This is a genomic window from Methylobacterium symbioticum (assembly GCF_902141845.1).
Classification (GTDB): domain Bacteria; phylum Pseudomonadota; class Alphaproteobacteria; order Rhizobiales; family Beijerinckiaceae; genus Methylobacterium; species Methylobacterium symbioticum.
Map to the genome: position 1 here is coordinate 1 of NZ_CABFPH010000090.1, position 20,148 is coordinate 20,148.

Annotated in this window: 18 protein-coding genes, 1 tRNA gene and 2 pseudogenes; 9 read left to right on the forward strand and 12 right to left on the reverse strand. The window is 68.2% G+C overall.

All coding sequences use genetic code 11. From position 1 onward, the window contains the following. A pseudogene (locus tag MET9862_RS29585) lies at positions 1–184 on the forward strand (porin); the annotation flags it as partial. 288 nt (positions 185–472) lie between these two features. Here MET9862_RS29585 and MET9862_RS22445 read toward each other — a convergent pair. Both MET9862_RS22445 and MET9862_RS30510 read right to left on the reverse strand, forming a co-directional pair. Next, positions 473–2,176: an IlvD/Edd family dehydratase gene (locus tag MET9862_RS22445; protein ID WP_142585086.1), complete on the reverse strand. Its 1,704-nt coding sequence runs from the start codon at positions 2,174–2,176 to the stop codon at positions 473–475. A 62-nt stretch (positions 2,177–2,238) separates the two neighbouring features. After that, positions 2,239–2,370: a hypothetical protein gene (locus tag MET9862_RS30510; RefSeq protein ID WP_280178986.1), complete on the reverse strand. Its 132-nt coding sequence runs from the start codon at positions 2,368–2,370 to the stop codon at positions 2,239–2,241. A 122-nt stretch (positions 2,371–2,492) separates the two neighbouring features. Here MET9862_RS30510 and MET9862_RS22450 point away from each other — a divergent pair. Both MET9862_RS22450 and MET9862_RS22455 read left to right on the forward strand, forming a co-directional pair. After that, a tRNA-Met gene (locus MET9862_RS22450) sits at positions 2,493–2,569 on the forward strand. Between the two features lie 268 nt (positions 2,570–2,837). Further along, positions 2,838–3,946: pseudogene (locus tag MET9862_RS22455) on the forward strand (IS5 family transposase). A 153-nt stretch (positions 3,947–4,099) separates the two neighbouring features. Here the strand turns inward: MET9862_RS22455 and MET9862_RS22460 are convergent. Both MET9862_RS22460 and MET9862_RS22465 read right to left on the reverse strand, forming a co-directional pair. After that, entirely contained in the window at positions 4,100–4,615 is a 516-nt protein-coding gene (locus MET9862_RS22460) for a hypothetical protein (protein ID WP_142585087.1), read from the reverse strand. Positions 4,616–4,716: 101 nt separating this feature from the next. Further along, positions 4,717–5,049 carry a hypothetical protein gene (locus MET9862_RS22465; protein ID WP_142585088.1) on the reverse strand — a complete coding sequence of 111 codons (333 nt, stop codon included), beginning with the start codon at positions 5,047–5,049 and terminating at the stop codon, positions 4,717–4,719. 282 nt (positions 5,050–5,331) lie between these two features. Between MET9862_RS22465 and MET9862_RS22470 the strand changes: the two genes are divergently transcribed. Continuing rightward, positions 5,332–5,685 carry a hypothetical protein gene (locus MET9862_RS22470; protein WP_059408488.1) on the forward strand — a complete coding sequence of 118 codons (354 nt, stop codon included), beginning with the start codon at positions 5,332–5,334 and terminating at the stop codon, positions 5,683–5,685. 163 nt (positions 5,686–5,848) lie between these two features. On the opposite strand, the gene MET9862_RS22475 is transcribed toward MET9862_RS22470, so the two are convergent. Continuing rightward, positions 5,849–6,244 (reverse strand): hypothetical protein, encoded by a 396-nt coding sequence (locus tag MET9862_RS22475; RefSeq protein ID WP_070998510.1) that lies wholly within the window; start codon positions 6,242–6,244, stop codon positions 5,849–5,851. Positions 6,245–6,506: 262 nt separating this feature from the next. Here MET9862_RS22475 and MET9862_RS22480 point away from each other — a divergent pair, with 262 nt between their 5' ends. The 4 genes from MET9862_RS22480 to MET9862_RS30670 are packed head-to-tail and all read left to right on the forward strand — an operon-like array spanning position 6,507 to position 9,937. After that, complete coding sequence (locus MET9862_RS22480; RefSeq protein ID WP_059407724.1) at positions 6,507–8,090, forward strand: AAA family ATPase; 1,584 nt, start codon at positions 6,507–6,509, stop codon at positions 8,088–8,090. A 10-nt stretch (positions 8,091–8,100) separates the two neighbouring features. Beyond that, positions 8,101–8,802, forward strand: coding sequence for a hypothetical protein (locus MET9862_RS22485; RefSeq protein ID WP_059407727.1), 702 nt, complete (start codon positions 8,101–8,103; stop codon positions 8,800–8,802). Beyond that, on the forward strand, positions 8,795–9,484 hold the full coding sequence (locus MET9862_RS30250; RefSeq protein WP_244612854.1) for a L5-gp82 domain-containing phage-derived protein: 690 nt from the start codon (positions 8,795–8,797) through the stop codon (positions 9,482–9,484). The genes MET9862_RS22485 and MET9862_RS30250 overlap by 8 nt, the downstream gene beginning before the upstream one ends. A gap of 51 nt (positions 9,485–9,535) precedes the next feature. Then, positions 9,536–9,937: a DUF6634 family protein gene (locus MET9862_RS30670; RefSeq protein WP_059407728.1), complete on the forward strand. Its 402-nt coding sequence runs from the start codon at positions 9,536–9,538 to the stop codon at positions 9,935–9,937. 127 nt (positions 9,938–10,064) lie between these two features. Here MET9862_RS30670 and MET9862_RS22500 read toward each other — a convergent pair whose 3' ends face one another. The 6 genes from MET9862_RS22500 to MET9862_RS22525 form a co-directional block, all read right to left on the reverse strand. Beyond that, positions 10,065–10,364, reverse strand: coding sequence for a hypothetical protein (locus MET9862_RS22500; protein ID WP_059407730.1), 300 nt, complete (start codon positions 10,362–10,364; stop codon positions 10,065–10,067). Between the two features lie 246 nt (positions 10,365–10,610). Continuing rightward, the gene (locus MET9862_RS22505; protein ID WP_059407733.1) at positions 10,611–11,561 is read right to left on the reverse strand and encodes a hypothetical protein; all 951 of its coding nucleotides are present in this window, start codon (positions 11,559–11,561) and stop codon (positions 10,611–10,613) included. Between the two features lie 147 nt (positions 11,562–11,708). Next, a complete protein-coding gene (locus MET9862_RS22510; protein WP_059407734.1) occupies positions 11,709–13,748 on the reverse strand; it encodes a hypothetical protein in 2,040 nt (679 codons plus the stop codon). Between the two features lie 864 nt (positions 13,749–14,612). Then, on the reverse strand, positions 14,613–16,052 hold the full coding sequence (locus MET9862_RS22515) for a tetratricopeptide repeat protein (protein WP_059407735.1): 1,440 nt from the start codon (positions 16,050–16,052) through the stop codon (positions 14,613–14,615). Between the two features lie 152 nt (positions 16,053–16,204). Continuing rightward, positions 16,205–17,251, reverse strand: coding sequence for a protein kinase domain-containing protein (locus tag MET9862_RS22520; protein ID WP_059407737.1), 1,047 nt, complete (start codon positions 17,249–17,251; stop codon positions 16,205–16,207). 1 nt (position 17,252) lies between these two features. Next, complete coding sequence (locus MET9862_RS22525) at positions 17,253–17,627, reverse strand: MarR family transcriptional regulator (RefSeq protein WP_059407742.1); 375 nt, start codon at positions 17,625–17,627, stop codon at positions 17,253–17,255. A gap of 113 nt (positions 17,628–17,740) precedes the next feature. Between MET9862_RS22525 and MET9862_RS22530 the strand changes: the two genes are divergently transcribed. Next, positions 17,741–18,853: a DUF4062 domain-containing protein gene (locus MET9862_RS22530; RefSeq protein ID WP_059407745.1), complete on the forward strand. Its 1,113-nt coding sequence runs from the start codon at positions 17,741–17,743 to the stop codon at positions 18,851–18,853. A gap of 81 nt (positions 18,854–18,934) precedes the next feature. Here the strand turns inward: MET9862_RS22530 and MET9862_RS22535 are convergent, their stop codons facing one another. Beyond that, positions 18,935–19,543 (reverse strand): recombinase family protein, encoded by a 609-nt coding sequence (locus MET9862_RS22535; RefSeq protein WP_059407746.1) that lies wholly within the window; start codon positions 19,541–19,543, stop codon positions 18,935–18,937. Between the last annotated feature and the right edge of the window lie 605 nt (positions 19,544–20,148).

Here is a 20,148-nt window from a genome sequence, read left to right on the forward strand (position 1 = left end):
TATCGGTGTCGAGGGCACCTACCAGAACTACGGCGTCCAGAGCGGTCGCGTGATCGATCTGAACCGGACGCCCGGCGCGACCTCGGCCGCCGGCTTCAATGCCGCCGTCGCCGCCGGCACGCTGCGCACGGTCACCAACGCCGACGTGTTCCAGGTCCGCGCCCGCGTCCAGCGCGACTTCTGATCAGCAGATCCTGAGCCCGACGGTTCACGCACGTTTGCAGGTGTGACCGTCGGGGGAGGGATGTTCGCGAAAAGCTCGCGATCCGAGAGACTTGCCCGGCTCAACGAGCCGGGCTTTTTCGCGTTTGCCGGGACTGGTGCTGTGTTGCCAGCGCGACCGCGGCTGCGACCCTCCGTTCGGGGAGGACCGAAGCCGCTTCTTGAAGCGCTGTCCGCGGACATGGTCGCCGGTCGAGGTCGGACGGGGCCGACTGGATTCGGGCCGGCCCGAACGGGGCGGCCCATATCCTCAGCGGTTCGGAGAGCCGCTTGCCAGGAAGTCGAAGTCGCACCCGTCCGGCGCCTGCGTCACGGTGCGGCGGTAGAGCGCCTTGTAGCCCCGCTTCGGCGCGGGCGGCGGCTGGAAGCCCTGCATCCGGCGGGCGATTTCCTCGGGCGCGACCAGCAGGTCGATCCGCTTCTCCCGGATCGACAGGCGGATGCGGTCGCCGTCGCGCACCGCCGCGAGCGGGCCGCCGATCGCCGCCTCCGGCGCTACGTGCAGCACGATCGAGCCGAAGGCCGTGCCCGACATCCGCGCATCCGAGATCCGCACCATGTCCTTCACGCCAGCCTGGGCCAGCTTCTTCGGGATCGGCAGGTAGCCCGCCTCCGGCATGCCGGCCGCGTGGGGCCCCGCATTCTGCAGGACCAGGATGTCACCGGCCTTCACGTCGAGTTCGGGATCGTCGATGCGGGCGCTGAGGTCCTCGAGCCCGGTGAACACGACCGCGCGCCCCTCCGTTTCGAACAGCGCGGGCGTGGCCGCCGCGCGCTTGAAGATCGCCCCGTCGGGGGCGAGGCTGCCCGACAGCGAGACCAGCCCGCCCAGAGGCGAGACCGGCTCCGAGACGGGACGGATCACCGCGCGGTCGATCCAGCCAGCCGGCTCCTCCAGCCGCTCGGCCAGCGTCCGGCCCTCGATGTCGACGGTGTCGAGGTGCAGCAGCGGCTTCAACTCGCGCAGCAGTGCGCCCATGCCGCCGGCGGCGTGGAAATCCTCCATGTAGCCCTGCCCCACCGGCTTCAGGTCGACCAGAACCGGGGTCTCGTCCGAGATCTGGTTGAAGCGCTCCGGCGGGATGCGGATGCCGAGCCGGCCGGCGATGGCGGTGAGGTGCACGATGGCGTTGGTCGAGCCCGACAGGGCCATCAGCACCCGGATCGCGTTCTCGACCGACTTCCGCGTGATGACCTGGGACGGTCGGATCTTCGTCTCGATCAGGCGCACGGCGGCGCGCCCGCTCTCCTCGGCCGCCACCAGCCGGTCGGAATGCACCGCCGGGATCGCCGCGGTGCCGGGCAGCGACATGCCGAGCGCCTCCGTGATGCAGGCCATGGTCGAAGCCGTGCCCATCACCGCGCAGGTGCCGGCCGTGACCGAGAGCCGGCCCTCGACCTCGGCGATCTCCTCGGCGTCGACTGTGCCGGCGCGGTACTTCGCCCAGAAGCCGCGGCAATCGGTGCAGGCTCCGAGGCGCTGGCCGCGGTGGCGGCCGGTCGACATCGGGCCGGTGACGAGCTGCACCGCGGGCAGATCGGCGGAGGCCGCGCCCATGAGCTGAGCCGGCACGGTCTTGTCGCAGCCGCCGATCAGCACGACCGCGTCCATGGGCTGGGCGCCGATCATCTCCTCGGTGTCCATGGCCATGAGGTTGCGGTACATCATGCTGGTCGGGTTGAGGAACACCTCGCCGAGGGACACGGTGGGGAAGGGCCTGGGCAGGGCGCCGGCCGCCAGCACGCCGCGGGAGACCGCCTCGACGAGCTCGGGCATGGAGCGGTGGCAGTTGTTGAAGCCCGAGGGCGTCATCGCGATGCCGACCACGGGTTTGTTCAGGAGGCCCGGCGAGATGCCCATGGAGCGCGCGAAGGAGCGGCGCAGGAAGCGGGCGAAATCGCGGTCGCCGTAATTCGTCAGGCCTCGGTCGAGGCCGTGCGGGTCGTCGGACATGCCGTGGTCCTGCTTGCGGGTTGGGAGCCGATGGGCGGCGCGAGGCGCGGAGGCCGCCCGCATCATCGCACGGCTGCCAGCGCTTCCGGAACCGAAGCATCGCGGATCGCCGGGCGGCCGATGCCGCGACCGAGCCCGGTGCGCGCCAGATCATCCGCGGGCCGGTCGATGCGCGAGGCCGACACGATGCGCATGCTGGCACGGAGGCGGATTCGACAACCCGTGCGCCTCCAATTGGACCGTTGACACGGCCGCCCGCATCTCCCTATATCCCGCCACCGATGCAGGCCAACAAGCCTATGGCGCGTCGGCCTATGGCGGGGTAGCTCAGCTGGTTAGAGCAGAGGAATCATAATCCTTGTGTCGGGGGTTCAAATCCCTCCCTCGCTACCAAAAATACTCTCAAAATCGCAGGAATTTACGTTCTAGGCCCTGGACCCATCGTCCGGGGCTTTCTCGTTCTCGGGCGGATCTCGGGCGGACTTTTTTGCACGCTTGCCGGGCGATCCGCCCGATTCCGAGCGTTCGGGCGGACCATCGGGCAGCCTCGCACCGCCCCTGTGTCCCGTTCCAGGGCACGGCCCAGCCGAACACCTCCAAAAACCTCGCGGTTTGAGGGGTTTCGTGGTGTGATGGCGTCGGCGGTCGGTGAGGTGCTGCGATGCGCGGTCAGCCCGGTTTTTCGACGTCGATGAGCGTCAGAAGGATCTCTCGGCCAAGGGCGACGCGCGGGAGCGGTTGAGCCGCATCGTCGATTTCGAGCTGTTCCGGGACGACCTCGCCCGTTCCGTGTCTCGTTCAGACGGATCGAAGGGCGGTCGCCCACCGTTCGACCTCGTCTTCATGTTCAAGGTGCTGATCCTCCAGGCCAGCCACTCGCTGTCGGACGAGCGCACGGAGTTCCTGATCACGGACAGGCTCTCCTTCATGCGCTTCCTTTTCATGCGCTTCTTTGGGCTCGGGCTGTCCGACCCGGTGCCCGACGCCAACACGATCTTGACCTTCCGCGAGGCGCTCACCCGGGCAGAAATTGCGGGAAAGCCGGCCATCGCAGTGCTGTTCTCGGTCTACGAGGCGGCCCCGCGGCACGCCGGTTTCCTGGCGATGGGTGGGCAGATCGTCGACGCGACCGTGATGGCCGCGCCCAAGCAGCGCAACACCGAGGCCGAGAAGGCGGATCTGAAGGCCAGCCGTGTGCCCGACGCCTGGAAGGCCAAGCCGGCCAAGCTCGCTCAGAAGGACCGCGACGCGCGCTGGACGATCAAATGGTCGAAGGCCACGCCGGCCGAGGACGGGGCGAAGCGCGTGGACATTGCCGTGCCGGCCTTCGGCTACAAGAACCACGTCGGCATCGACTGCCGTCATGGGCTGATCCGGGCCTGGACCGCCACCGACGCGGCTCGCCACGACGGGGCGCAGTTGCCCAACCTGGTGTCGAAAGCCAACACCGCCGGCGACGTCTGGGCTGACACCGCCTACCGCTTGAAGGCTAACGAGGCACACTTGGCGGGCAACGGCTTCCGCTCCCGCATCCATCGCAAGAAGCCGCCGGGCAAGCCGATGGCCAGGAACGTCGCCCGGGCCAACGGCGAGAAGTCGAAGGTCCGCGCGGCCGTCGAGCATGTCTTTGCCCGGCAGAAGGGGCCGATGAGGCTCGTGGTGCGGCCCATCGGCTTGGCGAGAGCTCGGACGAAGATCGGCTTGGCCAACCTGTTCTACAACATGACCCGTGCGGTGTGGCTCATCGGCTACCACGCGAGGACTGCCTGAGGGTCGGGATCGAGGGCTTATCGCCCCGCCTGGGACCAGCGTGAGGACAGCATCAGATCGCCAAAGCGCTCAGCGTCCCGCTGAACCCTCCCAGGGACCGCCGTCATCACGGTAATTGGAGGTCCCCAGCCGGTTGCCGGCGACGATCTGCGGTCACTCAGTCCAAGTGAGGCCGAGGCCGAAGGCGCGCCCGTCCAGATGCGCCTCCACCCACCGGGCGTCCGGATGCCGGTCGTAGACGTCGGCCGCGAACGTGGCCGCCTCCGCCGACTCGAACAGGTAGTATGCCACGGGGAGGTGCTCGGCCTGGCCCCGCTCCAAGATACGCTGGAGGTGCGCGACACCCCTGACGACAAGATAGCCGATCCCGCCGCGCTTCTTGCGGTACACGCCGATGACGACGGGGGCGCCGAAGAGATCGTTCATGTACGCGGCTGGGTCGCCGCCGGACCTCCTTAGCTCAGCGACGCGGCCCACGTGTTCGGCCCCCGTCGAGAACATGTCCGTCAGTTGCTGTTGGGTGAAGGGCATATCTGTCAGCCTCTTTAGACCGGCGGCGCCGGCGAGGCCTGCTGATATAAACACATCCCCTTTCACGAAGCTTAGCGAGAAAATGGATTTATTTGCGATAAATTGTAGTGATCTTGTCAGTTCATAGTATTTGGTCAAATTTGAGCGATGCTTCTAAATATTCGTTCATTTTCGCGGGCGCACAGGGGGCACACAGACCGGTGGCGTGATCCCTTTTTAAGGCAACCTCCGGATTTGACTTAAACAGGCTTCACCCCGCCGGTGACCTCAGCCACGATGGAGTCCAGCGTCGAGAGCCTGGACGGCACGACGATCCGGGCCTCCGGATCCCCGGCGAGCGACAGGCCAAGCTGGCCGCCCCCGGGGGCGTAGATTACCACCGGGTCGAGCTCAGATACCCATGCCCCCAGCATCCGGATGACCTCCGCCGCGAGGGCGGCGACCAGGCGCGCCTTGACGACCTCGAAGTCCGCGGGCCGGGTGACCGGTGGCGTCGGGCGGTCCCAGTCGGGATGGATAACTACGGCCTGGGGCAGCGTGATCCGCACGGGCGTCTCGGGGTAGATCCGCATCGCCATACCTCTGCCTGGAACCGTGCCCTTCGGCATCTTGCTGAACTTGGCTCACTCCACAATCCGCATCATCCCCTCCCCTCAGCTTTAGGCCGACCAGACGGCGGGCAGGGCGGCCCCCGTCCGGATTCGAGCGCCCCGGACCGCCAGGCGCTCCAGCGCGAGTTCGGTGTGCCCGCCCCGCGGGGTCGGGGATCTCGCCTCGCCGTCTACGTGCTCTGGCACGTGCCGTGGCACGTGCCGGGCTTGCTTCTCCGAGGGGGCGGGCCGAGAATCCGTGGCATGCCCGACGACGAGTATCCACCCGAGTCTATCCGCGTCCTCGCCGGCTTGGAGCCCCCGGTCCAGGACCCGAATGACCCCCGAGTGCGCTGGTGCCGGGAGTTCCTGGAGGACCCCCGCGAGCCCCTCCTTCCGGTCACCTCGCCCCGGGTTCGGGCTGCCCTGGAGAGCATCATGCGCGACATCGGGTTCTCGGAGGACATGATCCGGGGGCGGTTCCCCACCGCCCCCGGCGAGCGTGTCGCCCGGCCGATCGGGCCCGACTACAGCCTCGACGACATCCCCGACGACCCGCGCGCGCCAGGCGGCGTGAACGGGGGATCCCGGAAACCTGCGGGCAAGCCGATCGAGTAGGTCGGCGGAGGGTGCGGGGCGGCTCATGGGCAGGCCTCCCCCGCGGGAGTGGTCGCCCCGCTCGAATCCGAGCGGTCCAGCGCCGAGAGGATCCCCGTCGCGAGGACGCCCATCAGAAGGACGGCCGAACCGGCCGAGCACACGAAGAGGGTGAGCTCGCCCATCAGGCCGGGTCCCTCTGAAGGAGCCCGTGGCTCTCCAAGACGACCGTGACCGCCCCGGCGATCTGGCGGTCGTTCAGGCCGTCCAGCCGGGCGCGGTCGAGGACCTGGCGAACGAGGCGGATGGGCGACGTCTGCCCGTTGAACTGCCCGAAGAGCACCCGCTCGACGTCGGGGCGCGCGTCGGCGGGCAGCTCGGCGAGCCCGTCGCTGACCAAGTCGTGAAGGGTCACGACCGGCCGCATCAGGTCGGTGACGCTGGCCTCGACGAACGCCTCGACCGCCTTCTCGTCGCCGCAGCGCGCATCGCGGACCGCCTCGCGGAATGCCGTCTGCGCGGCCTCCGGCATGCGGTAGAAGTCCCAAGCCGACCTGTGCTCCCAATACTTGTGCGCCATCACCCGCTCCCGCCATCGGCATCGCCAGGATAGCACTCTGAGCGATTCGGAACGGGACGGCGCGGTCGCCCATCGCCCAGGGAAAACCTAACCTTCTCTGGGACTTCCGATTGCGCACCGGGGCCGCCCCAGGCATGGTGGAGCCTCACCGGAAGGACGACCCCCGTGACCCTCGCTCGCTGCTTAAAACGGATAGCCCGCACCGCCTGAGCCCTGCTCGGCGCCCGTCTGCGCGTGCCCTCCGTTTCCAGCGAGCCTCCCCATGACATCCGACGACTTCCAGCGCCTTGCCCGGCGTGCTGCCCGGCAGGCTGCCTACAAGGAAAGTGAAGAGCATTTCCGGCGCGACATCGTCTACGCGTCGAACGGATTCCCCACGCTGGGGCAACTGTTCGCCGGAGCGATGCCGGCGGGCGGGACAGTGACGGAGGATGCCCGACGCTGGACGTCAGACCTCCTGAACTCGGCCATCGGCAAGCAGCTGTCAGATGCGCTCAAGGACGCCCTGGAGCTGCTCGGGAGCGAGCCGTGCCCCCGTTATGCCGAGGAAGTCGAGGCCCTCGCGCTGCAGGAAGGAAAGTTCAATCCGAACATCGCGCTGGAGGACCTGTGCGGCGAGATCGCCGACCGTGCAACGCTCTACGGCGCCATGCTGGCTAACCCTCAAGCGGCCGCCCGGGCCGTCGCGCTGCTGAGCGACACACTGCACAGCTACGCACACGTGGCGCAAAGCGATCCCGTCGCCGTGCGCGAGATCGCCGTCACGATGCTTCAGTGCGTGGCGCTCTGCCAGCGCGACCTCGTCCCGCCGATCGACCTTGAGCTAATCCCGTCCTGGCAGCTGACGCGATCGACCGCCCGCCGCGTCCTGGAGATGATCGCCAGCGTGGCCGCCCCGCCGGAGGAGCTGCTCCGTGCGGCCGATCCCCCTGACGATAAGTATGCGGATGCTCGTGTCATCCCGGACGACAGCCCTGTCCCGGGGTTCGTGGACGCGCGGCATCCCACGCGTGTCGTGCTGCCCACAGCTCTCGAATCGAAGAAGCCGGCCGGCGCCGCGCGGGCACTTGTCGGCCAGGCCCTTCCGCTGCATCGCATGCCAGACATCACCGTACTGGGCGAGCACCTCGTGGCGCGGCGGCCATGGCTCGCGACGCAGATCGCCCGCATTCTCGGTACGCTCGCTGGGCGGGACACCGTAGCCGTCCCGAACCTGCTCCTCGTCGGAGCGCCCGGAACGGGAAAGACCGAGCTTGCGCGGGACATCGCCGAAGGCCTGGGCGTGCCAACGGTCGTCTACGGATGCGCCGGGATCGCGGACTCCTCGATCTCGGGAACGTCGAAGCAGTGGTCTACGGCTCGGCTCAGCCTGTTCACGCAGCTCCTCGTCGATAACCAGTCCGGCGATGGCATCGTCATCCTCGACGAACTGGACAAGAGTGGAGCGACGGGTGGACACAATGGATCCCTCAGGGAGGCGATCGTCGCCGTGGGCGAACTATCGGCCCGCCGCCGCTTCTTCGATCTTGGGGTCGATGGGGTCGTCGACATCAGCGGTGTGTCGCTCGTTGCCACTGCCAACGACGTTGCAAGCCTTCGGGGCCCCCTGCTCGACCGTTTCGCGGTCGTCGAGATCCCCGGCCCCCGGCGGCAGGACCTCCCGATCGTCGCCAGAGGCATTATCGAAAAGATGAGGTCCGAGATGGGGGACGGCAGGTGGCTCGGCGACCTAGACGCAGCTGAGCTCGACAGCCTCTCGTCCTGGCGCGGCGGCTCGATCCGTCCCCTCCGCCGCGCCGTCGAGCATCTCGTCGCGCTTCGTTCAGACCGTCGCTTCGCGCACTGAGGAGGCCGCCATGGACATGCGTGCCCGCCGGGCCGCGCGCGAGCTGCGCAGCTACCTCGAACTCCTATACGGCAGCCAACCCGCGCTGCGCATCGTGCAGCACCCCACACCGGAGGGCCAGACCTTCATTCGTCTGTCCTGCACGGGACTGGAGCCGCCCATGCCGGGGGACACCGGGGACGACGGCCAGACGTACTCGGATGTGCCGCCTCATGCCTTCACGCGGCGGCACATGGACGTCGTTACGCAGATCGCTGAACGATACGTGGCCATCCGTTCAGACAGGTACCTCCCGGGGGGCGGCCTGGTCCCTGAGGACCATGGCGACATGTGCGACCGCATGTGGGCGGAGTACGGAGAGCTATTTCCATCCGGCACAGTAGAAGTTGGCGTACCATGGCAAGAGCTTGCCTGCGCCGGCGCATCTACCATGCGGTTTCACGGTGTCCTGAACGGCATCGTGACAACGCAGCTCAAGAGTAAGTTCGCCAGCCTACGCTGGTACATGAGCGGCAAGAACAACGTCGATACCGAAATGCTGGAGTTGATCCGTTCAGCTCTGGAGACGCTGTCCGTCGTCGTCTGCGAGCATTGCGGTGCGCCGGGCATTCACCGCCCGGGGGGATGGCACATCATCCTCTGCGACTCCTGCCACGAGGTACGCGAACAGGAGCGCAAGGCGGCCAAGGCCAAGAACAAGAAGGGTGGCTGATGTCTACTGGAACCTCACCCGCCGCTGTTGGTTGGTCCGCGACGGCGGCCGAGTCGTCGACCACGTCGCGGAAATTGCGCTCGTCGGCGTGAGGTTCCGGGCGAGCGAGGCCAGCCGCCTTCGCTGCCTCGGGACCGCGGTCCGAGACGTCCACGCCTGGGCCCGCGGGATCCCGCTCGCAGGCGTGCCGCGGCCGGCCGGGGCCATCCCTTTCACGTATCGTCTCGGCCAACCGGGATTCCGCATCCCGGACGACAGCATCCTCACCGCCGCGGCCGCCGCCTGGTTCGATCAGGACGGCCGGGCGTGGTGCCTCGCCCCCCGTTCGGAAGAACCTGTCATGCGTGCCGTCGCCCTCGCCATTGCCCTGGCCGCCCTCGCCGTCCCGGCGGCCGCCGACACGACATGGCTCCTGCCGCCGCCCGGGCTGTACTGCCCGAGCGCCGGAGAGAACGTCTTCGCGATCGTCGTTGGTGATGATCGGGGGCTGGGGATCGACGGGCTCGACTGCAAGGCTGTCCGGTTGCGACACGGGCGGGTGACGGCGGCCACGTGCTTCGCGAACGGCGGCTCGGAAGTGAGCCTGGACACCGACCTGCTCATCCTACCGAGCGGCGCGATGCTCCACGACTCGGTCCTCTTCCGGCGGCGTCAGGGGCCGCCCCCCTGCCCGACGAGGTGACCGCTAGTCCCTCTCACGAACCGATCCGATGATGGCGCCGAGGAGATCGTCATGCGCCCCCTGTCCCTTCGTGACCTCGTCCGGCGGCGGGCGGATGCCAGCCGCGACATCGACTTGCTGAGCTCGGGGTGGATTCCGGACGCGCGAACGCTCGCCGAGGCACCGTGCCTGTCCGACTACGTAGAGACCACGTACCCGGGCACGGACCTGCCGTGCCTCCACGGCTATGTCAGCGGGCATCCCCTGCTGCCCCCGGGTCCGGTCACGACCAGCCCGATCCTCGCCAGGGGGCCGGGATGGATCCGAACGGAGTCGCGGTGGTACGTCATCGGGGATCCACTCCGGATCCCCCCAGAGCCCGCGGCTCCGGACGCCCAGCCCAAGCCTGCCCCGGAGCATCATGACCTGCCCAACGGCGGGGTCACCACGCCCGACGGGTTCGTGGGCTTCTAGCCCTTGGCGGCCTCGCGGAGGCTGGCGGCATCGAGGGCAAAGGAAGCGAAGTACGCTTCGGTATCATTTTGCCGCATCGGTCGGCGGGGGCGGCGCGGGGCCGCCCCGGCGCAGATTTTCTAATGGGTCAGACGCCCGGGATGAGGGGCTGGCGGGTCGCCTGCGCGCCCCGGCAGAAGTGCTCGGCAAGCCCGGCTATTCCCGCAGACGTGAGGTGCGGATGGAACGCCGTGACGATACGGCCGTCCTCGCGCCGGACTTCCTTGGGGCACTGCCGGATCCATCCAGCCTTGGCGCCCGCCATCGTGGAGCGGAGCCGTTCACGCTTCCCGACGCCGATGCCACCGAGCTTCGAGAGGGTCTGGCGGACCCGGCGGACGTTCACGCCGCGGCGAATGAGCTCGGCCAGCGCCGAGGTGTCGTCCATGCCCTCGTCGACGATGACCCCGACGGCACGCTCGGCGAAGCGCCGGACGGCGTGGTCAGTGGCCCGGGCGCGGATCCCCCGGGGATTGCCGCGCTGGGGCTGGCTGACGAATGTGGGGGAGGCTGGGACGGACGTAGGGGCTGGCGGCACGGGGATCGCTCCTGTGCCCCGAGCGTCCCCCGACCGCGGTATTCGGATAGCCCGGGTTCCCCATGTCGTGGGGCTGTCGGTCCCGGCCGGGCAGCCTCAGCGGAGGTAGGTGCCCTTCTTCATCATGTGCGCCAGGTTGTCGTTGAGCTGCTGGCTCATGATCTCGGGCACGCGCGAGGCGGCATCGGAGCAGGCCTCGTCCCACGGCTTCTGCAAGATGGGCTTATACAGGGCCTTGTCGACAGCAAGGAACAGCACCCTGGGGTGGTCGACGTCCTTGAGCTTCCGGCCGATCCGGCGCAGGTCCCCGCCCCGGGTCTGGATGACCTGGTCCAGCGCCGAGTGCCCCCGATGGAGGACGTCCTGCTCGGTCACGGGCACCCGGGGCGGCCGGGCGATGTAGCCCTCATGGGCCTGCCCGTGGATCTTGATGGCCCCGTAGTAGACGCCCCACCGCCCCTGCGTGCCCGAGCGCTTCGGCGAACGGTCGGCCGAGACCTCGCGCGCCAACCGGGACAGGAATGCCCGGGGCACCCCGCCATCCTTCGTGGGGCGGACGCCCTGCGTCTTCGTGATGTTGTCCCACCACGGGATGAGGATCCGGTTCCGCGCGAGCCCGACGTCGCCGGGAAGGCGGATGTTCGGCTCCATGCCGAAGAGATACTTCAAATAGACCGACTGCTTGGCCTTCACGAAGAAGTGGGCGTAGACGTCCTCCGGGCTGCGCTCGCCCCTTTCCAGAGCGTTCAGCTCCGCCTTGCTCAGTCGCTTGTAGGCGACCGCGGATTCGGTCCACGGCGACCTGCGCTTCATGGTCGAGTGGAAGCGGTAGCGGATGTTGAGGACGGCCTGCCGGGCAACCTCGTCCACTGCCCAGCCCGCGGCACGCCTGTACTTGGCCATGCCCCGGTTCGGGTCGGTCATGCCGACCGTTCGGACGAACTCATCCCTCCAGCGGTCGATCGCCTCGCCGAGGTCGAGCGCGAGGTCGACGCCATCGAAGCCGTCGAGGTTGAAGCCGGAGGAGGATTGCTTGCGGCGTGCCATGCCGGGGAGGCTGCCACGGGGCCCGTGTCCCGGTCAGCGCCACGCAGGGGCCCGAAATAGATGAAGGCCTCCCCGGCGATCCGGAGATGCCTTCGAGATGTGCTGCATCTCGCCCGAACCCCAGGCGTCCCGACAATACCGCGTCGCCTAGGCTGCCACAAGCGCCAGGGAGCGGCGAGGCGTAGTCCAGCCCCCGGAGGCATCCGCGTAAGCCTCGGCCTCGCGAGAAAGGTCCAGCTGGGGCAGCGGGGCGGCCCTGGAAGGGGGCGCGAGGCGGCACTGACCCCGAGCGCCATCTCGCCGGGCAGACCGTCTGGCGGGCCCGACGATGGGCCTGGAGAGGTCCTGGAGAGCCGCCTGGGCAAGCACCGCATCGGCGGGGTCGACGCAGCCGGGATCCCCGACGAGGTCCCATGCCGCATCCCTGTGCCACTCCCACGTCCCGCTGGCCGTGGTCACGGTGGCGAACCAGTCCGACCAGCGCTGGACCACGACCTCTCCGGGAGCCGGCAGGGGCGCCAGTGAGGCGGGGCGGGCCTCACGCGAGGCAGAGCCCACAATATAGCGTGACGCGAACCCGACAGGCTCGACAGCCTCATCGATCCCGGTGGCGTTAGCCAGGACCTCGGACTGCGTCTCGGCCACGATGGAGGACCGCTCCAGAGCCTCGGCATCCCGGGCGGCCCTCAAGGTCTCGGCATCGATCGCGCCGTCGAGCCCGTAATCGGCGGAGGCGAGGCGCATGGCGAAGAGGACCGCCTCCTTGCCCAGGTCGTGGCAGGCGCAGATCTCGGCGAGGCTCATGCCGGCCGCTCGCTGCCCCATCGCGTACATGCCGATCGCGAGCCGTTGATCGGCCGAATCCGAGGCGCTCTCGATCCCGAGGCGACGTCGGCGTGCCGCTTGCCGCTCAGCCGGCGTCATGGCCTTGCCGCCGCCGGGGAACAGGGCGCGCAGACCGAAACGCTCCGCCTGCTCCACCTGGATGTCAAGAAGGTCGACGATCGTCGCGGCCTTGTGGTTGTACAGGATGGACTGCTCGACACCCTCGAACTCGTCGGTCTCGCCAGCCTCGTGGCGGCGCTGGCGCCGGTCGAGCGTCCCGAGGGCGCTGAGCGCCTCCTTCTCGGTCAGGCCCGCGAGAGGCGCGAGCTCGGCGGCCCAATCCTCACGCCGTCCGCCCCGGACGTGCGCGGTGGCGTTCGCGGTCAGGAACAGCCACAGCTCGCGCCTGCCCTGGGGCGGGCCGCCCATGCCGTCCCGCCACGCGTACAGGTCGCGCAGGATCCCGACCCACCGACCGGCCGGACCGGCATGGCGACGGGGACGCGCAGGAGCCGGATTGTCGTTGGCGGCCGCGGCGGTTTGGGCCTCGGCACGGGCCCTTCGGCGCTCCTCGATCTCGCGCCGGGACACGGGCAGGATGGCGTCGGCCAGGGCGTGGAACGAGTAGCGCGTCGCGTCCGCAAATGCGGCGGGCGCGATGAGCCGGGCCATAGTCCTGCTCTTCACGTTCATGCTCCCGACGAGCCGCACGACGCGGGCGCTGTCGCGGCAGACGCGGTCGAGACCGGCGTCGCGGAACAGGCGCCACATGGGCAGGCGCTTGGCCTCGATCGCATCGAGCTCGGGGTCGGCGTGCCTGCGCCGAACCTTGGGCATGCCGTTCGTGGCGAGGTCCGGCCCATGCAGGGCATCGTAGACTGCGCGCACACGCGCCCACGCGGCAGCCTTCACGCCGTCGCATGCCCACGTCCCCTGCAGGCCGCATCCCGAGGCGACCCAGATCGAGGGCAGCGGGATCCCGGCGGCGACCATCGCCTCGATCAGGAGGTCGCGCACGGCCTCGGGCGCCCATCCATAGAAGGGTTGGCTCTCGTTCTTCTGGTAGTCCCAGTCGAGAACGAGCGAGCCGACCGCCTTGAGGCACTCACCCGTGCGCCGGCGACCCCAGAAGCGGTTGAGGCTGCTGTACCGGTCCTCGGCGCCATGCTGCCTCAGGACGGCATCGGCCGGGTCGAGCGTCTCGCCCTCGAAGCGCTCGCCGTCGTCGTCGGCAACCTTCGTCCCGACCCAGGCGCGCCCGATCGACCCCTTGGGGTGCAGCCATGCGACATGGGCTGCCCGCAGGTGGGCTCGGGTGGCCTGGCAGGGTGTGGTGGAGGTCTGCGCGTCGGGCGTCATCATCTGGGGTCGGATCGAGTTGACGATGGGGCAGCACACCCATCGACGAAGCTACGGTACGCGCGTCGCTGGCCAACTCCAAACCGGGCATCCTGCGGCCGACTACCGAGCCTGCCCGCTCCTAAGAGGCGCACCGTGGCGGGGGGCCGCCCATCCCACGCATGGGCCATCGCGCGCGCGAATCGGACGCCTCGCATGACGGGCGCGCCGTGGCTTGGATCGGGACACGCCTCGCCCGGCACGGTCGCCCCCGTTGTCAGGGGAGACAGGGTCGAGGGCATGCGCGCGTGGAGTAGACGGCCGCCGTCGGCGGAGGGTGCCCCTGCCTCCGCGAGGGTAGCCTGCCCCCGGGGCACCCCCTCCCCCCGGGGGGGGCAGTCGGGTCACAACGTTTCCTGCCGATATGTAAGGAAGATGTCCCGTCAGGTTGTTGCCGAGTTCAAAAACGAACTGGTCTTCACCGCTCACTATTCCTCGGAATAGGATGGTTTCGGACCACTTGGCCGACGGCTACACCGTCAAGTGGGTCAGATCGACGTACGGGCGGAAAATGCTTGCGCGTAGTGATCGTCCGCGGTGACGATCTTGGAATGTCGTCGGCTCGCCCTGGTACACAATCGCTGCGTCGGCCAAATTCGGAGCGTCGATGACTGAGTTCGTCAGCGATCGGATGCGTATGCTTGCAAGGATCCGCCTCTGGTCTCCGAAATTAACGTCCATTTAAGCCCTAGCCTTGGCCTACCAAGAGCTACCACGGCCGATGCCGGTCTGGCAGCTTCGGACGTCGCTCGGTCCCCAGTGGGCTGCGTCGCCACCAAGATCCACCGGCGCCGCCGCCAGCGGGTCGCTGCTGTGCTCGGTCGCGGATCACGATCCCGGTCTGGTCCAGCCTGGCGTGCTCCACGAGATGACCCGAGGCTTCGTTGGCAGAGGCTCGGGGCGAGGAGGCACGGGGTTCGGCTTGCGGGGGCTCAGTGGCGCGATACCCATCAGCGTCTCCACCTTCTCCAAGGTGAACGACACCTCCGTAAAGCCAAGGCGCTCGACGGCCTTTTGTGCCTCAAGGAGGAGCTTCGGGGCATCCGGGTCGCCGGCTAGGTGCGCCTCCCGAGCCAGGAAGACGCGAGCATGGGCGCTCGGCATGGGCATGTGTGCTTTTCGGAAACCTTCCGCGGCCTCCAGGTAGAGCTGACGGCCCTTGGCCAGGTCCCCGGACCGGAAAGCCACCATTCCGTTGTTCGCCCCGGTCAGGTGCCTGAAGGCAGGGGACGCTTTTTTGGCGTCGATCTGGCGCAGGAGCTTGCTGGCCTCGGCCAGACGGTTCTGGGACGCCATGACGAAGGCACGGACGTTCAGCAGGATTGGCGAATCCGAGTTGCGTTGAAGGCCTCGGGCCGACAGCTCCTCCGCCTTCGGGAAATCCTCCGTGAAAGCGGCCGTGCTCGCGCCGAACTCGTAGGGCCGGAGCGAGAAGGGATCGACACGGGACCAAGCCTCGCAGGCGCACGGGACGTCGTCGAAGCGGGCCCTTCGATAGAGATGGAAGGCCTGGGCCTCGTGAGCCTCCGACACCGTGTCCAGTCGCTCGTGCGGGACGAGATCGACGCCGAGGTGCCGGGTCGCCCACTCACCCTGCGCCAGCGAGCTGCCGGTCGGGTCGACCATGCTCGTGCGGAACATGCGCCTGGATCGCTTCACTCCACCGCCGAGGAGGTCGGCCGTACCGATCGCGCCCGCGAGCTCGGTGATCTGGTGGGGGAACATTCCCCCGTCATCGACGAAGCGGACGCCTTGCTTGAAGAAGGTCGGATCCCGGTCGGCAAGCTCGGCCAAGGCGATCTCCGCGGCGAGCAGCCACGGGTCCCCCCGGGTCGCGGCACTCCTTCGCACGATGTCGTGCGCGCGCTCTGGGTCCCCCATGTGCAGGAACAGCCGCGACGCCGAACGCAGCACGTGCCGGTTGTCGGGTGAGAGCTGAAGGGCGACACGCATCGATCGCTCCGCCCGCTTGTCCCGCCCGGCAACCGTCTGGTGAAGTGCCAGCTCGACCCATGCCAGCGCGTCGTGCGGGTGCAGCCTCGTCAGGTCCCGCCACGCGGTGGCGTCGGTCGGCCGCGCATGCACCAGCTTGTCGGGCACCTCCTCGCCGTTGCGGCGGAGGAGTTCCGCCGCCTGGGCCCTGACGAGCGGCGCGGCGGTGCTGGCGGGGGCAATCAGCCGGCGCGCTGCGTTGAGGGCCTCTCCCTCCCGGCATTCGACGATCGCTATCTCGACGAGCTCGGATGCGGAGACGATGCTGGGAAACATTCGCCAACGTTCGAGACGTTGCACCATTTCGGGCGAGAGGTGGGGCGCCGGCTTCGGGGTCCCCCTTAGCCCGAGCTCGCGCGCGCGCAAGGTGAGCGCAAGGCTCCTCCACCGTGGGACGAGACGACGTTGCGTCGCGAGGGATTCCGGCGTCATGCGGCCCTCCCGGTACGCATGAGGATGCTGAGCCGCTTCGCAGCCAAGTCCATCCTCGAAACGTACCGTTCGAGCGAGAACTGGGTGGACTGGCCGAGGTGGTCGGGATGCCCCCGGCGCTGGAGGTCCGGGTCGCAGAACTCGCGCACCAGGCCGAGCACGTCGGCGCGGACGCGCTCGTCGATGAGCGGGCTCACATCCGCCAGGACTGCGGAAAAGGCGTTCCGCACGTATGGCAGGACCTGCTCGTAGGTCCCGCCCCAGGCGCGGGGATGATGCTGCGGATCCAGCTTCGAAAGGAGGAGGGGCGTGATGTTGACCCCGGAGAACAGGAAGGCGGCGAGGTTTCCCAGCATGTAGAGATCGCAACCGATCCGGCGGTTGGTGAACTCGGGGTGCACGAAGCCGAACAGCTGCTCGGGCGGGGCATACCCGCGGTCGCCGGCGATCTTGAAGTCGTCGTGGGCGGCCGGCTGGCCCTTCCGCGAGGACCGCCCGAAATCGGCGACCTTGAAGGAGGGGCCCGGATAGGCGAGCACGTTCGACGGCTTGCCGTCCTGATGGGCGATCATCTCCTTGTGGACCTGCCAGAGGCCGAGCGTGATGTCCTTGAGCGCATGCATGCACCACAGGGCGTCGCACGCGGTGCTGGTGTCCATCTGCACCCGGACGTCGCCCTCGGCCATCTCGAAGATGAGGTAGAAGACGCGTCCCTCCATGGGGCCCATGCCGGGCACCTGGACGTCGCCGTGGTCGAGGGCGATCACGACCTTCGAAAGCCTGCGCCCGCGGCAATGATCGAGGATGGCGCGCTCGTGGTTGTAGCAGGCGATGAGCTTCTGGATCTCGTTCGCCATGTCGACGTCCGGCTGAAGGGCCGGCGAGAAGTCGAACGCCTTCAGGAATCCGACGGCGGCGCCCTTCTCCGCGATGTAGCTCTGCGAGAACATCCCGCCGGTCGCGGCGGGACCGCGCTGGAGGTGCCTCGTCACCTTCCACCCGTTCTTCAGTTCGAGGCCGAGGAGCTTGTCGGCTGCCGACATGTCAGTGTCCCTTCGAGTGGCGGGTTGAAGGCCCGGGGCCCGTCATCCTGGTGACGAGATCCCGGCCGGCGGGTGTCAGCGTGAGCGCTCTCTTGCGCGGATCGGTCAGGGAGACGCCCTGGTCGATCAGCGGCTCCTTGGGGCCGGCGCCGGATGCAGACTGGTAGCGCCCAAGCAGCACGGCGACGAAGCGGCTGGCCGATTGCTGCGGAACGCCCATCCGCTCCGCCAGGTCGTTCACCGACAGGTTCGGCTCCGCCGCGATCGTCAGTAGCGCCAGGAGCTGCGGCAGCGACAGCTCGTCACCCGCGGCGGCGATGGCATCGCGCAGGTCCCTCAGTCGCTGCGTATCGTCGGCTTCAAACGGCGTGCCCACACCAACCTCTTGTTCTTACCCATTTTTGGGTGCATATCACCAAAACGAGTACGAACACAAGCGCGATGTCCATGATCCCGTGGCGTCGGGCGTCACGCAGAGGCGGTCACCCTATGAAGATCTTTGTCAGCTCACTCATCTCCGGCCTGGAGCCGATCCGCGACGCGGCCCGCTCCGCGATCGGCGATCTCGGCCACGGGGTCATTATGGCAGAGGATTTCGGCGCACGTCCGGCATCGCCGCAGGTCGCCTGCCTCGAAGGAATCCGCCACGCCGGCCTCGTCGTGCTGATCCTCGGCAAGTCCTACGGGGCGAAGCAGGAGTCCGGCCTCTCGGCCACGCATGAGGAATACAGGGAGGCGCGCCAGACCAGACCCGTGATCGCCTTTGTCCAAGAAGGCGTCGATCGGGACGATGACGAGGCCGCCTTCGTGGCAGAGGTTCAGGGTTGGAGCGGCGGTTTGTTCCGCGGCGGGTTCAGCGGGCCCGACGACCTGCGGGGCAAAATCGTCCGGGCCGTGCACCAGTACGAGATGTCCAAAGCCGCCGGGCCGGTCGACGAAGGAGCAATGCTCGATCGCGCGATTGGCATGTTGCCTAAGGATAGCCGAAGCCACTCGACCGGCCAGAAACGCCTGTCCATCTCGGTCGTCATGGGCCCGGAGCAGTCGATCCTGCGGCCGAGCCAGATCGAGGATCGCGACCTGGCGGAGCAGCTGCTGCAGTGGAGCCTCTTCGGCAGGACCCAGATCCTCGACCGAGGCAAGGGCATCGGGGATGTCGTCGAGGGCGGTGCGCTCGTGATCCGTCAGGAGCGCGATGCCGCCGTGACGATGATGCCGCAGGGGCACATGCTGTTGACGCTGCCGCTCCCGCGCTCGGACGATATGATGGGGGCGGTCATCGAGGAGGATGTCACCGACCTGGTGACGCGGATCCTCCGTTACGCGGTGGCGGTCCTGGACCGGATCGATCCGACCCAGCGTCTCACGCACGTCGTCCTGGCGGCCTCGATCGCCGACGCCCAGTACATGATCTGGCGCACCCGCAGCGAGGCGAACGCGAACAGAGGCTCCGTCAGCCACGGTTTCGGCCACAAGGAGCCGGGTCCGGTGACCCTGTCGCCGGCCCTGCGTACCCGGGCCGCCATCAAGCATGACGAGCGCGACCTAGTTGAGGATCTCGTGACGTTGCTCCGCCGGGAATACCGGACGAACACCAACTGACGTCGGCGTGTGGGGCCGCAGGGTCCCTTCCCTGGGCCCGCAGTGACATCCGGTGCGCGCTATGAGCGGAGCCGCCGGAGGCTACGGGGCCGTCGATCGGATCCCGGATCGCGGGATCCCATCCGATTGCCGTGCGAGGGTTCGGTAGACGGTGGGCCGCGAGACGGAGAACAGCTCGGCGAGGTCGGCGATCGCGTATTCTCCCGTGTCGTTCATCCGGCGCAGCTCTCGCTGCTGCTTCTCGGTGAGCTTGGGCTTCTTGCCCCTGAGTTTTCCCCGGGATCTGGCGATCGCCATCCCCTCGCGGGTGGGCAGGCGGATCAGGTCGCTCTCGAACTCGGCGAAGGTGGCCAGGATGTTGAAGAACATCTTCCCCAACGGATCGGCCGGATCGTAGACGCTCGCCCCCAAGGCCAGCTTGATCCCTCGCCCGGCGAGCGCGTCGGCGATGGCACGGGCGTCCGGAACCGAGCGGGCCAGCCGGTCGAGCTTGGGGACCACGAGGGTGTCGCCTGTCCGGGTGGCGGCCAGCGCCTGCGCCAGGCCCGGGCGATCCCTGTTCGTGCCGGTCAGCCCGTGGTCGGTGTAGACCCGTTCCGGTGCGACCCCGAGCCCTTCGAGGGCGGCGCGCTGGGCCGCCAGATCCTGCCGGTCGGTCGAGCATCGGGCATAGCCGATCAGAATCGTCATGGCGAGAAGTGTACGATTGGCCCCCCGCCACTGAAAGGATCAGCGTACGGGTCTTGTGAGACGGTCACCCGCTCGGGAGGCCCGTATCACCGGCGGCGGATCCCAGGCGTCTGTTGGACGATCCCGTTACGGACAGGCGTTCTGACCGGTAGTGGCCGTAAGCGGAATGGCTGCTTCAGAGGAGGTTTTCTGGGAAAGCAGACGGCCTCCTGAAACCCCGTCGCAGTCGTTCACGACCGACGCGGTAGCCCTTGAAAGCGGAGGTGACAGGGCTCTTGAGGCCACATGCTCGTGGTCGTTTGCGGAATTCCTGGCACAGGCAAGACGACCCCGGGGATGGCCCTCACGGTCTGGCGTCTCGCCGCCTCTGGAGGACAAGAGAGCGGCGCTCTTCAATCGCTGTGGCAGGTTTGAATGGTTAGGGTTCTCTGGGCGGGTGTCCGTTGGCCGATGCAGGCATAGGTCATCCATGGCCGGCGGGCGCGAGGCCAGCTACGTCGGCGTTCGGGACTGTCAGGAATTCCGTGTGCGGGCGGCGGGTTGAACATCAGGCCGCCATGGCCCGGGTGAAGCGCTCGCCGAAGATGACGGCGAACTGCGCCTTG